Genomic DNA, 13,178 nt, shown 5'->3' on the forward strand with positions numbered 1-13,178 from the left:
CACGAGGGTAACGTAGTCGGAAAGGATGATCCTGAAGCGACGATCTGAGTGGGCCGGGTTAAACTGCTCCCCGGAAATAATGGAGAGCTGAATGTGCAGCAGAGCCTCGCGCACCGCGGACGCGAGCCCTTCGGCACGTGGCGTAGAGATAAATTCGCGGCCAACCATCGTAAACAGCTCATCTTGGAAATAGGCGCGCAACCGGGCGACCGACGCGCTCATGGCCGGCTGGCTCAGGTTAATGCTGCGTGCCGCTGCCGTGAGATTACGCTTGGCCATCAAAGCGTCGAGCACGACCAGGAGATTTAGATCAAGGCCCTTGAACCGCATGTCTCTTTATCCATAGTCACCTATCAGCATTCCTTGTTAGTGATACAAATTGTCTTTAGTAATAAGGTATGGAACTTTCATGCGCGAATTGCACATTGGACGCGAATCTGGATATGGCGGTGTCAGATTGCGGACGCGCGGTGGGCAATGCGAGCGATCCAACCTCGCGTCGCGCCGATTCTCAGCGCGTGAATGCTCGGCCTTTCGTCATCCCATGCCGGTAGCTCGACCTGTTCGGTCGAGAGCTTCTGGCGGTCGACGGCACCGCATCAAGGTCGGTCAATAGCGAGGAGCGACGTAACCGTCCGGAGAAGACCGCAGGCTACGTCCTTCAGGTTTTTGAGCGTAGTTTGCGGGTCCATTTCTTGGCGAGTGCCAGGAGGGCGAGCTCGATCGCGGGTTTGTCGATGACATCGGTGTCGAATTGGTTGCCGCCCCACCATTCGATGAGTTCTTCATGGCGTTCATGATCGGGATCAGCAAGCGCTTCTATGAACTCTCGATAGCCCCACGGTCCGCCGATATCCTCGGGTGGGCAATGAAGTCGAGGTTCATTATCGATGGCATCCGTATTTCGGCCAGAGGGTTTCCATTCGCGGCGTCGAAGAACGAGCGACTGGTCGGTGTCTGAGGGTTTTGGGGCCCGCAGATGTCGTGGTCTCGATTTCGGGGTGGATGATTGATCCTGTGGTGTGCGGCGGGATGACCATGGGTCTTGCACGCGTCGATCTTGCGGCGCTGGTCGAACTGCACAGGCTGGTCACCGGCGGCGACAAGCCTGCACTCTTCCGGGGTGGACGTAGAATCACTCAGGAGGAAGACGATGAGATCCCGCAATACGCTGATGCCGGCGTCAGGCCGGCAGCTCGACCTGATATTCAAACCCCGGACGCTCGACGGACTGAGCGACAAGGACCGCAAGAAGGCGGTATCAACTCTGGCTTGCCTGCTAATGCAGGCGGCCGGTCTGGTCATCGAGGAGCTCAACGATGACCAGCACTGATTTGATTCCGACAGCGCTGCTCGCGCGCAAGGCAGTCGTTTATGTGCGGCAATCCACGCAGTCGCAGGTTATGACCAATCTGGAAAGCCAGCGACGGCAGTACGATCTTGTTGACGTCGCGCGACAACGCGGCTTCAGCGACATTGAGGTGATCGACGACGACCTGGGACGCTCTGCCAGCGGTACGGTCGCGCGCCCCGGCTTCGGCGTGAGCGCCTGTCAGGAAGACCTACGAGAATGTGATCCGCAGACGCGTCTCCTTGTTTCGGACGGATCTTCTCCATAGTGTGCCCTATAAACTGCGGAGAACCTCCCGAACTGAAAGAATCCCCATCTCAGGCAGATTTCTTTCACAAGCATACGGTTTTCTGGATCGAGCAGGTCCTCCCGTGCTGCCCGTAACCGAAGCATCTGTAAATAGGCTGCAGGTGTTGTTTCCTTAAAAGCACGAAAACCCGCTTCGAGTGCTCGGGTAGAAACACCAGCTGCTTCGGCCACTATGGGCATTGTAATTGGCCGGTTGATATTGGCGTGCATGAACTCGATCCCGCGGCGGACATGTCCGGGAGCAATCATGCGGGGCATCTTATCTATGAGATGCGACAACCGATGAGGCACCATCCTTATTACAACATCGGCTAGCGTCTGCGTAATATGTGACATCGCTACGGGAGACTGAATGAGGGGGCCATTATCGCGTATTCCGTCAATGATCGCTTCCGCGATTTTGCCGATTGTCCTACCAACTGGAGTTGAGAGATCCACTTCGGGCAACAGGTCGAGCGAGCCATTAAACGGCACATCGAAAGTTTCGCCAATGGTCCGTTGGATCAAAGACCAATTAAGCAGCAACTCATCAATCAGGTTGGATTGCCCATGCATTGAGATGATGTCAGGCTCGAAATTCCTGTAAAGAAGCAATTTGCCTTGTCCGGCTTCAGACATGCGCGAGCCGTACGTAACCCCCATGCCACCTCTGCGCGGCACCACAAGCGATAGGTACTCTGTTGCATCGGAATACCACTGAGTGCGGAACTGAAACCCTGTCTGATGATAACCCGTAATCAATACTGCGCTTTCGCAGGCCGTAAGATCGAGGCCCCAATGGAAGTCTTGAGCACGATCGACGAGTGCGGCGTCGAATGTGCCGAAAACCCCTCCGAGGGTTTCGATCATGCTATCGAACGTCGAGCCACGATATCGAAAAACTGCATTATCGGCGCTATTTTCCATCATGTATTCTCCGGACTCAGTATCCCTGCTTTCAACGCTCCTGCAGGTTCAATGGCCGAGGATCGCGAGATGTGCGCCAAGCACACTTGATTACCGCTTTAGAGCCGCCTTGACAAATGAGAGTTTCTGCAGCCCAAAAAGAAAATTGTTCGGACGATGCTCGCATGAAACTTTGCCCCAAATATAAGCCCATCATCAGTGAAATCATAGGTCGGATTGTGTAGGGGCGCGGACTCCCTCCCGTTGCCGAAGAAGCATCCGGACGCGATCGTCCTGCCGGGCGGCGACGGGCGCTTCGAGCAAGGGCGTGACCACGCGCAGCGCCACCTCTCTCTTCACAGGCGCCGGGCCCAGGCGCCACACCGCCACGCATGAAATCGCTGCGCCACCGGTGACGAAGTGAAAAGGCGAGAAGATCGGCCGCTGGACGCGGGAAATCTTCACGCGCACTGACAAGGCGAAGGGCTTTGAGGTTCTGTTGAACGCACTTTTGCGTGGCTTCGCCTCAGCCGAGGCATTGATCATCGTCGCCTATATTCGCCTTGATCGCGCGTCGCCTCGCAAACTGCTGCTGTCCTTGACGTCTTTTCTAGGCCCATTCTCAGCTAGAGTTGCAGGCTTTCACATCCATTGCGCGAATATAGTTCATCCAAACAATTGATTTTACCAATCTTTTGGATTGCTGCATTCACTCGGAGACCGGCACTTAGCGCGCTAGGCCAGCTCATTGAGTCGTGTCGTTTAAGCATTGGCCGCGGATTGGTAGCCTCGCTCGGTTCCCCCACTAGTTCCCGGTGACAGTGCCCGGCGGGAGCAGACGAGGCAGATCTTATAGGGAGACCGCAGGCGTAAGATGGTGAATTGGATCGATGGCATTCTGTACTGCCAATTAGAACCGGATATCTTCGGGCGGGCGCCGACGTCCGTTTTTTCTCAGGAGTTCCCTGACAACCACATTCTCGCGGTCGGTCATCAATCGTCCCGTCCAAGGGCGAGGTTGCCGAGCTGTCCCGGAACGGATGCACATCACGAGCGGTGGGACTCGTATCGCCGATGTTTCCCTCTGCGCCATCCCAAACATTGAAGCGTCGATCGGGGCGCACTTGCGGCCAGCCGTAGCTCACTCCGCCATCATTGGAAACGGAATAGACGGCACAGATATCAAGCTTGCGCTTGGCCTACGTCGGTTTGAGCAGATGCCGCCTCGGTCGAGGCGGGGCTTATCGGCTCCATGCCAAATCGGTATCCCGGCCTGTGTTGCAGCAGTCAACTAGATCGAAGTCGTCTCGCAGGTGTCCTGCCTCTGGTGAGCGGCTTGTTACTTTTTTCCATGCAGTCAGTTCGATCTTGCTGATGACGTCCTCCAGTACTCCAGCTTGAGCTGGAAGTGCAGTTCAATTCCGACCTCACCTTTCACCATAACGCCATGGATAAACGATGACATGCGGTTCAAGGGCCTTGACCTAAATCTCCTCGTTGCGCTCGACGCTCTGACGACGGAACGTAAACTCACCGCGGCGGCTCGCAGCATTAACCTGAGTCAGCCGGCCATGAGCGCGGCAGTCGCCCGGTTGCGCGCCTATTTCCGAGATGAGCTGTTTACGATGGTTGGCCGCGAACTTATCCTAACACCGCGTGCGGAACGACTAGCTCCCGTGGTGCGCGAGGCTTTGCTGCACATTCAGTTCTCCATTATTGAATGGGATCATTTTAACCCAGCCCAATCGCATCGCCGTTTCAGGATCATCCTTTCCGACCACGTCACGCTCGTATTTTTCGAAAAGATCGTGGAGCGAGTTGCGCGGGAGGCGCCGTCCATCAGCTTCGAATTGCTGCCTCCTGCGGACGAGCCCTGCAAGCTTCTCCGGCGCGGCGACGTCGATCTTCTAATTCTTCCGGAAATTTTCATGTCGGGCGGGCAACCTATAGCGGCATTGTTCGACGAGACACTCGTGTGCGTGGGCTGTCGCACCAATAAGCAGCTGGAGCAGCCGCTTACATTCGAGAAATACATGTCGATGGGGCACGTTGCGGCCAAATTCGGGAATGCGCGAAACGTCGACGAATGGTATTTGCTTGAGCACGGCCTTAGAAGGCGCATCGAAGTCGTCGTTCAAGGCTTCAGCATGATTCCGCCGGTGCTATCGGGCACAGACCGAATAGCGACCATCCCCTTGCGGCTGGTTGAGCATTTCGCAAAAAGATTTCCCCTACGAATTGCCGAACTGCCGCTGCCGTTCAGCGCCTTCACCGTGGCCATGCAATGGCCCGCCCTTCACAACAGTGATCCGGCAAGCATCTGGATGCGTGAAATACTTAAGCAGGAGGCCTCAGGCATGACGTCTCCGCGTGGGATGGGGGACTGCGGCATTGATGCGAGATTATTGCCCCAGAGTGATTCGTGAATGCGCGGGGCTTTCGTCTCAGCCATAACTCGGACGAACTGAGATCATGGCCTCCAAAAGAGCTTATATTCAGGATGTGGATTGCTGTCATTTAAACAATCCATTTTGAAATCTTCTCAAATGTTATTAGAGTAAAGATGAAGCTGTAGACAACACAGACAGGAAGTTTCTGGGCGCACCATTGTCGTCCTGTGTCGACAATTGGTTATTGGCCCACGATCACCATCTCAAGGGGCGTTTCATGCCACTGACGCCGCGATCAATCGCGACGCGCTCGCGATGCGGCACTCAATCGTAGCCTTAGCAACTACTTCAGTGCTTTCTGCAATGTTATCGTCGCGTTCTAAAGCCTAGCCTCAACAAGTACAGTTCGACTGCGAGGCCCTCATCAGGATGACTAAACTAAATGACGCAAGAAATCTCGCTTTTCGATGTCAAGGAACTGATCGGCAAGGAGATCGGCGTCTCCGACTGGATAGTCGTGACACAAACGACCATCGATAACTTCGCCGAGACGACGGGCGACTTCCAGTTCATCCACACCGACCCGGTGCGCGCGGCGGCGGAGACGCCCTTCGGCGGCGCGATCGCACATGGCTTCCTGTCGCTCTCGCTGCTTTCGGCGATGAGCTACAATTGCCTGCCGAAGATTCGCGAGCAGACGATGGGCATCAATTACGGCTTCGATAAAGTGCGCTTCATGGCGCCGGTCAAAAGCGGAGCACGGGTGCGCGGCCGCTTCGCCTTGGCCGACGCCCGCTTCCGCGGCGCAGGCATGCTGATGGTCACCTATGACGCAAAAGTAGAGATTGAAGCGGAAAGAAAGCCCGCGCTGAGTGCGATTTGGCAAACAATCATTCAATTCGAAGCGAAGGACCCGCCGGCGGATGCCTGCTCACGTCCGGCGTGCGTCTCTCGCGGCATGTAGGCTCGCCCTCACGAGCCCGGCGAGCCGGTCTTGCACGTAGTCATGAAGAGCAGGATTGGTTGTCAGCTTGCCCGCCTTAGGTCGTCGTGCTGCTCGATCAGCATGCCACTGCGCGTTAATGGCCCGATAGTCACCAGGCGCCGCGTCAGGCCGCCGCCGACGGCGGCTTTGCCAGCCGCGCCAATCTGAGGCAGGCCAAGGCCTGGGGCCTGCGTGACATGGCCTTCCACAAGAAGTGCGGCCTCAAGGTCGAAGACATGGTCAAAAGCCGCTGGGTTTACCGCAAGCTCAGGAACTTTCGCGCCGGCATCGAGTCCGGCACGCACGTCGCCGTTGCATTTTCTGCCTTACCTCACCCCCTCGTTGAGCTTCATCCGACAAGATATGCAGCGGCTTCACCCACAGGCATGTCGATCACCGTGGTTGCGCTTGCAGATAGGAAACGGCGTTCGGTTTTGGTCAGCGTTTCCGCATCAACGACTGCAAAATGTGGGCCTTTGGAGCGCTTCATCAATTGCCGAGCGAAAATGCGCAGCATCTGGTCGTTGAAGCGGCACCCGACGAAGAAAAAACCGCGGGCGGTACGCCGTTCCTTCACCACTTCCGGGATGGGCGTCTGGATGTCAATTTCTGTTAAGACTTCCACATAGTCGGAATCCGACACAAGGAAGTTCGCGGCCGGCCTAATGCTGCCGTGGGGCGTGTAGAGAACCGTTCTTGCCTGTGGTCTGGCTCCAAGTTCCTTTCCGGTCAAACCGTAGGTCTTTGTCCAAATGTTACCCATTTCCGTCGCCCGTGAGACGCCTTGTATCTCGACCACGTCCGTCCGTCGGGTCTCTACGAGGGCTGCGCGCATCGTCGCGTCGTACCAGCTATCGACGATGAGAGAGAGTGGCAGCTTTGCAAGCCAGTCGTGAAGAATGGTCGGCGCAACCGGTGGGGCGAATATCTCGGCCAGCCAGGTTTGAAGGGTCCGGCGATGTCGGCGCTGCTCGATGAACTGCGCGACCGACCACATATTGGTGCGGATCTTGGAAGGAGCGGGCGTTCGCGCATTGAGTGCTGCGGCAACGACTTCCGGCGTATTCGGTACAGGCGGTTCCGCGCAGTTGAGCTGCAGGAGCCCTGGACCGAGATAAGGGATGATCTCATCGGCGGCGATCGCCTTCTTCAGTAGATCAAGCCATCTTTCGGCGTCATTATTGCGGACGACCAACAGACCGTCAGGGGTCAAGACCGTGTTCATTGCGGTTTTCTCTGGCTGCTCGCAATTGCCAAGCTGTGCAGCGTCAGTCGTCATCGGAAATCTTCCTCGCCTCGATGGTGACCGGCAGACGCGTATCCAGCGGGAGGTGGGGCAGGGCGAATCGCCAGCCGTTTCGTAGCGTTATAGCCCCGCCCCACAGGCCTTCGTTCTCGAACTTTACGATCGGCTCTTCGAGATCTTTCTTCGGAACATACGCCGTCAAACCGGCGCTCGTTCTGCGGATCATGACCTTCATAGGGCTGTCCTTTGGTTGAGACCGATGGCGGTTTTGGCAACGCCGAATCCGGGAACGTCGACACTCACCAGTTCGCGCGCGCGCATGCCGACGAGGTTGCCGCAATCGATCCATTCGACGGCATAGATGTAGAACTGCTGGAGAAAGGTGCCAATGTCGCGCACATAACCCTCGTCGCCTTTTCGTACCAAGTTCTCTCCGATATCTTTCCCAGGATAGGTGCCGTCATTCATTACGTGGCGTGTGGCACGGACCCGCTCACCCGGCATAAATCGCGGAGGGTTGCGGATCTCGACTTCCTGTTCGCGTCCAAGGCCCATCACCGTTATCCTTCCTGAGCTGCAGCGTGTCGATAAAGGAGTTCAAGAAGACCCCGTCATGTCGCCAACCGGATTAAAGTTCAGCGGGAACACAGGTGTCTGGCACCGGACATACGGAGGCGCATTGCTGTAACTCGAAGACTCCCTTGCACTCGGTGCACTTGTTCGGATCGATCACGTAGGCCTCGCCCTTGAACTTGATCGCGCCGGAAGGGCATTCGAACTCGCAGGCTCCGCATTGGGTGCATTGGGATGCGACGATCCTGAAGGACATTCTTCAGCTCCTGGTTTCGGTTGGATGAGAGGCTGAAGCCCTGGTCGGCAGTGGTTTAGCCCCAAACTCGGCGGCGTAAAGCGTGCTGATGGCCGTCTCGATGTAGTGATAGCCAAAGGCGTCTGTTATACGGAGACCAGCTTCTGAGAGCTGATGCTTGGGACAATCTCCGATTTTGGCGCATAGGAGGATATCTATCCCTTCGAGCATAGCGAGGACACGCTCAAGTGTGGTCTCTTCGCCCCAGCCGCCAAGGCAGTACTGCTCGACCTTGCGGTGCTCCACAAACTTGACTCCCATTGCCGAGGCTTCATAAACTTGGAATTCCTTGGCATGACCGAAGTGTTCGTTGATGCGACCGCCGCCTTTGGTCGCCACCGCCACGAGAAGCGACCTGCCGGAACCTGCATCCTTGATCATCCCGATCGCGTCGTTCTTGGCCGTTATGTAGTCGCCTTGCTCGCGGGCGACCACCACCCGATAGGCCTCGCGCTTGCGAGCGTCGTAGGTGATCTCACCGGGAACCTGGTCGAGCGTGAATTCCCGGCCCCGATCCTCACCGAGCAGGCCGACAGCATCGGCCCGGCACTGCCGGCAATGGCGCATCAACCTGGGACCACCTTCGAGACTATTTCGAAGCGCCTTCAGTTCGATCGCGCGTGGGCCGCGCTGCCCGGTCAGGCCGTAATGAGTACCGTGCGCGGGGTCGGAAATCAGCGGCATTACATTGTGCAGGAACGCGCCACGCTCCTTGACCCATTTGTTCACCTCGATGAGGTGTTCGTCGTTGACGCCGGGAATCATCACCGAATTGATCTTGGTGAGAATGCCACGCTCGGTCAGCATCTCCAAGCCCAGCATCTGCCGCTTGTGCAGGATCTTGGCTGCTTCGATTCCGGTGTAGCGGCGGTGATCATGAAAAATCCAAGGATAGATCTTTGCGCCAATTTCCGGATCCACCATGTTAATGGTGATCGTCACGTGGTCCACATTCATTTCAGCGAGTTCGTCGACATGTTCCGCCAAGGCCAGGCCGTTCGTGGAGATACAAAGCTTGATATCGGGGATTTCCTTGGCGACCCGTTCACATGTCTCCTTAGTCTTCCTCCAGTCGTAACAGGCATCGCCCGGTCCGGCGATGCCGAGCACGGAAAGCTGCGGCACCTCATTGGCGACCGCAATGACTTTGCGTAGCGCCTGGTCTGGCGCCAACTTCTCAGAGACGACACCAGGCCGGCTTTCATTGGCGCAGTCAAATTTGCGATTGCAGTAGTGGCACTGGATGTTACAGGCAGGCGCAACCGCTACATGCATTCGCGCAAAATAGTGGTGGGCTTCTTCTGAGTAGCAGGGATGATCCTTGATCTTCTCCCAGACAGCTGAGTTCACATCATCGGGCTGGAAGGGCGAACCGCAGGAGGAGGAGGTTGCACAGCCATCGGATTTCGCGGTCGTCTGCAAGTGGTCTAAGGATGTCGTTCTGGTGAGGCTCTCAAGCGAAGTCATCCGTGCGGACATAAACGGCTCCGTGGCTGGTGAACGATGTTGGTCACAACGCAACCGCCGTGCCAATTTGAAGAAACGTTTTACTTCAACCTGTTGGCGCTTCCTGTCGGAAAACTGCCTGTCTGCTCTTGATGCGGTATTGTCAGGCTCTCGACATTGTTCGCGAAGGGCAACGCGCCTCCTCGCAGCTTAGAACTTCTTCATTGCAATACCAAGCCGACGTAGAGCATAGCCCACCTGACGCGGCGTGAGGCCGAGGATACGAGCCGCCTTGGCCTGTACCCAGCCGGCCTTCTCCATCGCGTCGATCAGCCGCTCGCGCTCCGTCAAACGCGAGTCCATAGCGGGGCAAGTGGGGTCCTTCGGATCGCCCATGGCGGGAGAGACGTCGTTCTGCGAGGCGCGGACGGGTTTGCCCGAAAGCGGCAAAGGGCTCGGAATGTTACTACTCCGACTGAGCTCATCAATGGCATTGCCGCCGGCAGAACAGTCGGTTCCTTTCCAGAGTAGTGATGAGAGGCACTGACTGTTCTTGCAGGCGAAATCCGAAGCAACGATAGCCCTTGAATGCGCGAGTGTCGCCGTCCGTCGCACGCAGTTTTCCAGCTCACGGACGTTTCCGGGGAAATAACATTGCGAGAGAACGTCAAGTGCCGAGGGCTCGAAGGAGTGCTCGCGACCATTCTCCGTGTTGAACCGGTCGAGGAAGACCCTTGCAAGCCGTTGAATATCGCCGGGTCGTTCTCTAAGCGGCGGCAAGACAATCGGTACCACACTGATGCGGTAATAGAGGTCAGCCCTGAACTCCCCATTGGCGACAGCTGCCTCAAGATTTCTATTGGTGGCGCATATGAGGCGAACGTCGACCTTAAGCGTTTTCGTGCCGCCCACTCGCTCCAGTTCGCCTTCCTGCAAGACGCGCAGCAGCTTGGCTTGAAAGGCAGCCGAAATCTCACCGATCTCATCAAGTAACAGCGTTCCTCCATTCGCCAATTCGAAACGGCCCGCGCGTTGCGAGATGGCACCCGTAAAGGCACCCTTTTCATGCCCAAACAGCTCCGACTCCAGAACGCCTTCGGACAGCGCGGCGCAGTTCAGTTTGACGAAAGGCTTCTTACTTCGAGGTGAAAGCTCATGGATGGCTTGTGCAAAGAATTCCTTTCCGGTCCCGCTTTCACCTCTCAGAAGCACAGTTGTATTGGTCGTTGCCACGGCCGAAACGGTTTCCAGCACCTGTTTGACAGGCGGACTTTCTCCGATGAGCCAGCCGATTCTGGCACGCAGATGCCGACCGGTGTCGCGTCTCTCCGCGCTAGGAGATGCCTCGCCGTTCCCTTGCTCGCGGGCGGGCTGCTGACTGTCCAGCTCTAGGGTGCGATGGAGCCAAATGGTCCGGCCAATAAGATCGGCGACCATGGTCAGAAAACGTAGGTCATCGTCGCGGCGGTCGCTGACGCAGTAGATCGATAAGGCCCCAAGTATTTTGCGCTCTGCCTTTAGCGGGACACCTATAAAGCTGGTTGGTGGGGCGCCACTCTTTGAAGACGTTTCGAAATCAGCCGGAAATAGTTCGGACTTGCTGACATCCGGAATGAATACCGGCGCCTCGGTAGCGACAATCTCGTCCAGCACGGCCTGCGGTATCGCTCGGTCATTGCTTGAGTGAGGCGGGCGCGTGACGCCGGCAGTTACGACGAACTCCGGCTCTTCGTCTCTTTCCAGGACGACGATTGCTCCGTGACGCATATCCAGCAGCAAGGCGAGGGTGTTCGCGACATTGGCAAGCGTAATCTCGAGCCGGGTAGGGGCGGTCAGGACCTTCGATATCTGGTAGATTCCGCTGAGCGAGAGATCCGCTTGGGGTTTTATGGAGGAATCGGACCATCCTCTTTCGTTGACCCGATCGCGCAGAATGTGACCCATTGAAACTCCTCAGAGATTGTCAAGTGCTCCTCACACGCGCTTTTTTGGATTTTGAACGCTGGAGACATTTTATTCCAATGCCCAGAATTCAATACCGTTTGGACGTTGAGGGAGTTGTGGAAGTGCCTCCCACTCATCCGAACTTAAAAAGGACACCGAAGCCGCCTTGGGGATAATTCCACTCGATGTCCCCACTTTTCTCACACAGTAGTCTGCATGTGCCGCACTCCAAGCAGCCGTCGACGGTGATTTCCACTTGGCCCTTCTCATTCAACTCATAGCATTTGGCCGGACAAACGCGCGTCAGCGCGAGCAGGTTGGTGCTCGGCCATTGGTGCGGACGCACTTTAATGTGCGGGCGCCCTGGGTCGACCAGATAACGATTTTGGTAGAGCTTGTCTTCCACCCGTAGCTTAGCAACAGCGATTGTCATCTCATCTCTCCTTCAACGCCAGGCAAATGCGAAGCGAAGTGCATCGCTGACCAGTCCCCAGCGTGACCGCTCTTTAATGAAGGCGGCCGTGGTTGCCCTTTCCTTATCAATTTTCGGGGTACTATCGACCCGCATGAAGTTCTGCGCAGCCTGCGACATTAACTTCGGGTAGGTCATGAAAAAGTTACGTGAGTTGGTATGGATCAGGGCAGGCATATCCTTGTATTTCTTCAGGTCTTTGATGACGAAGGACTTGTCCAGCATCTTCTTGTAGAGGGCGAGGTTCTCCTTTCTCATGCGCTGCCCACTACTCTTGATCAGGAAGATAGCCTCACCGGCCATGCGACCTGACGTCATGGCGAGATTGGAGCCCTCGCGGTGCACGGCATTGTTTAGCTGCGCCGCGTCGCCCACAACAACCCAGCCGTCGCCGAAGAGCTGCGGGATTGCCTTGTAGCCACCTTCCGGAATTAGATGAGCGGCATATTCCTTGATCTCCGAACCCGCGATCAGCGGCTTGACCGACGGATGGTTCTTGAAGCTTTCGAGCAGATTATAGGGACTTTCCGCCGTAGCAGCGAAATCGGAGACAAGGCAGCCGATACCAAGCGATATCGACTCCTTGTTGGTGTAGACGAAGGCGAGCCCGGCCATGCCGCGGGAGATGGTTCCGGCTGCCTCGATCACGCAGCCTTCGTTGCCCCTCAGACCGAACCGCTGGCCGATCACCTCTTCGGGCAGGAAATGCATTTCCTTGACGGCGAGTGCGACGGTTTCCGGCTTAGGCGTCTCACGCAACCCGGTTCGCGTGCCGAGAAGTCCATTGACGCCCTCGGCGAGAACGACCACATCTGCCAGGATCACGTCGCCGGCGCGATCGGTGCGGACGCCGATCACCCGACCGTCGGTGTCGCAGGCGAGTTCAGTCACAGTCGTCTCGCATAGAACTGTTGCGCCGACCTCGCGCACTTTGCGCGAAAACCATTTGTCGAATTGGGCACGAATGATGGTGTAACGGTTGGGGTTCATCTCATTGAATTCATCCGACCGGTACTGCATCCCGATATGGGATGTGTCGTCCATCATCCAGAAGCGCTGCTCAACCAGATGCCGCTCGAGAGGCGCATGATCTCGGAAATCCGGAATGATTTTCTCCATCATGTTCGCATACATGATGGCACCTTGGACATTCTTGGAACCCGGATATTCACCGCGCTCCAACTGCAGGACCTTCAGGCCTCGGCTTGCCATGGTGTAAGCAGCAGCATTGCCGGACATGCCGGCCCCAATCACAATCGCATCGAACTGTTCTTCGATCATG

The 13,178-nt window shown here is 56.6% G+C and carries 14 protein-coding genes and 4 pseudogenes; 6 read left to right on the plus strand and 12 right to left on the minus strand.

What is annotated here, in order from left to right:
• A partial coding sequence (locus V8P77_RS11945) for a LysR family transcriptional regulator (protein WP_264396755.1) occupies positions 1 to 330 on the minus strand: 330 nt, incomplete at its 3' end.
• Positions 331 to 661: 331 nt separating this feature from the next.
• Positions 662 to 1,051: an IS1096 element passenger TnpR family protein gene (locus V8P77_RS11950; protein ID WP_264396754.1), complete on the minus strand. Its 390-nt coding sequence runs from the start codon at positions 1,049 to 1,051 to the stop codon at positions 662 to 664.
• 102 nt (positions 1,052 to 1,153) lie between these two features.
• Here V8P77_RS11950 and V8P77_RS11955 point away from each other — a divergent pair, with 102 nt between their 5' ends.
• Together V8P77_RS11955 and V8P77_RS11960 are read left to right on the plus strand one after the other, a co-directional pair.
• Positions 1,154 to 1,333: a hypothetical protein gene (locus tag V8P77_RS11955; protein ID WP_264396753.1), complete on the plus strand. Its 180-nt coding sequence runs from the start codon at positions 1,154 to 1,156 to the stop codon at positions 1,331 to 1,333.
• Positions 1,320 to 1,538: pseudogene (locus tag V8P77_RS11960) on the plus strand (recombinase family protein); the annotation flags it as partial. The gene V8P77_RS11955 and the pseudogene V8P77_RS11960, both read left to right, overlap by 14 nt.
• Before the next feature lie 14 nt (positions 1,539 to 1,552).
• On the opposite strand, the gene V8P77_RS11965 reads toward V8P77_RS11960, so the two are convergent.
• A complete protein-coding gene (locus tag V8P77_RS11965; protein ID WP_264396752.1) occupies positions 1,553 to 2,569 on the minus strand; it encodes a helix-turn-helix transcriptional regulator in 1,017 nt (338 codons plus the stop codon).
• 406 nt (positions 2,570 to 2,975) lie between these two features.
• Here V8P77_RS11965 and V8P77_RS34775 point away from each other — a divergent pair.
• The 3 genes and pseudogenes from V8P77_RS34775 to V8P77_RS11980 form a co-directional block, all read left to right on the plus strand.
• A pseudogene (locus V8P77_RS34775) lies at positions 2,976 to 3,110 on the plus strand (IS5/IS1182 family transposase); the annotation flags it as partial.
• 898 nt (positions 3,111 to 4,008) lie between these two features.
• On the plus strand, positions 4,009 to 4,971 hold the full coding sequence (locus V8P77_RS11975) for a LysR family transcriptional regulator (RefSeq protein ID WP_264396749.1): 963 nt from the start codon (positions 4,009 to 4,011) through the stop codon (positions 4,969 to 4,971).
• A 406-nt stretch (positions 4,972 to 5,377) separates the two neighbouring features.
• On the plus strand, positions 5,378 to 5,899 hold the full coding sequence (locus tag V8P77_RS11980) for a MaoC family dehydratase (RefSeq protein ID WP_264396748.1): 522 nt from the start codon (positions 5,378 to 5,380) through the stop codon (positions 5,897 to 5,899).
• Positions 5,900 to 5,908: 9 nt separating this feature from the next.
• Here the strand turns inward: V8P77_RS11980 and V8P77_RS34780 are convergent.
• Positions 5,909 to 6,067: pseudogene (locus V8P77_RS34780) on the minus strand (IS30 family transposase); the annotation flags it as partial.
• Here V8P77_RS34780 and V8P77_RS11985 point away from each other — a divergent pair.
• A pseudogene (locus tag V8P77_RS11985) lies at positions 6,034 to 6,219 on the plus strand (ISNCY family transposase); the annotation flags it as partial. The pseudogenes V8P77_RS34780 and V8P77_RS11985 overlap by 34 nt on opposite strands.
• A 50-nt stretch (positions 6,220 to 6,269) precedes the next feature.
• On the opposite strand, the gene V8P77_RS11990 reads toward V8P77_RS11985, so the two are convergent.
• The 8 genes from V8P77_RS11990 to V8P77_RS12025 all read right to left on the minus strand — a co-directional run bounded on the left by V8P77_RS11990 (position 6,270) and on the right by V8P77_RS12025 (position 13,177).
• Positions 6,270 to 7,145 carry an SIR2 family NAD-dependent protein deacylase gene (locus tag V8P77_RS11990; RefSeq protein ID WP_264396771.1) on the minus strand — a complete coding sequence of 292 codons (876 nt, stop codon included), beginning with the start codon at positions 7,143 to 7,145 and terminating at the stop codon, positions 6,270 to 6,272.
• A 43-nt stretch (positions 7,146 to 7,188) separates the two neighbouring features.
• A complete protein-coding gene (gene nifT / locus V8P77_RS11995; protein WP_264396747.1) occupies positions 7,189 to 7,401 on the minus strand; it encodes a putative nitrogen fixation protein NifT in 213 nt (70 codons plus the stop codon).
• The gene (locus tag V8P77_RS12000) at positions 7,398 to 7,721 is read right to left on the minus strand and encodes a nitrogen fixation protein NifZ (RefSeq protein ID WP_264396746.1); all 324 of its coding nucleotides are present in this window, start codon (positions 7,719 to 7,721) and stop codon (positions 7,398 to 7,400) included. Before V8P77_RS12000 ends, nifT begins: the two co-directional genes overlap by 4 nt.
• Positions 7,722 to 7,794: 73 nt before the next feature.
• Positions 7,795 to 7,995 (minus strand): 4Fe-4S dicluster domain-containing protein, encoded by a 201-nt coding sequence (locus V8P77_RS12005; RefSeq protein ID WP_264396745.1) that lies wholly within the window; start codon positions 7,993 to 7,995, stop codon positions 7,795 to 7,797.
• Between the two features lie 3 nt (positions 7,996 to 7,998).
• Positions 7,999 to 9,513 (minus strand): nitrogenase cofactor biosynthesis protein NifB, encoded by a 1,515-nt coding sequence (nifB, locus tag V8P77_RS12010; RefSeq protein WP_264396744.1) that lies wholly within the window; start codon positions 9,511 to 9,513, stop codon positions 7,999 to 8,001.
• Between the two features lie 177 nt (positions 9,514 to 9,690).
• Entirely contained in the window at positions 9,691 to 11,424 is a 1,734-nt protein-coding gene (nifA, locus tag V8P77_RS12015) for a nif-specific transcriptional activator NifA (RefSeq protein ID WP_264396743.1), read from the minus strand.
• A gap of 133 nt (positions 11,425 to 11,557) precedes the next feature.
• Positions 11,558 to 11,857: a ferredoxin family protein gene (locus V8P77_RS12020; RefSeq protein WP_264396742.1), complete on the minus strand. Its 300-nt coding sequence runs from the start codon at positions 11,855 to 11,857 to the stop codon at positions 11,558 to 11,560.
• Between the two features lie 12 nt (positions 11,858 to 11,869).
• A complete protein-coding gene (locus V8P77_RS12025; RefSeq protein WP_264396741.1) occupies positions 11,870 to 13,177 on the minus strand; it encodes an FAD-dependent oxidoreductase in 1,308 nt (435 codons plus the stop codon).
• Position 13,178: the final 1 nt, after the last annotated feature.

The sequence above is a fragment of the Rhizobium aouanii genome, from assembly GCF_037002925.1.
GTDB classification, from domain to species: Bacteria; Pseudomonadota; Alphaproteobacteria; order Rhizobiales; family Rhizobiaceae; genus Rhizobium; species Rhizobium aouanii.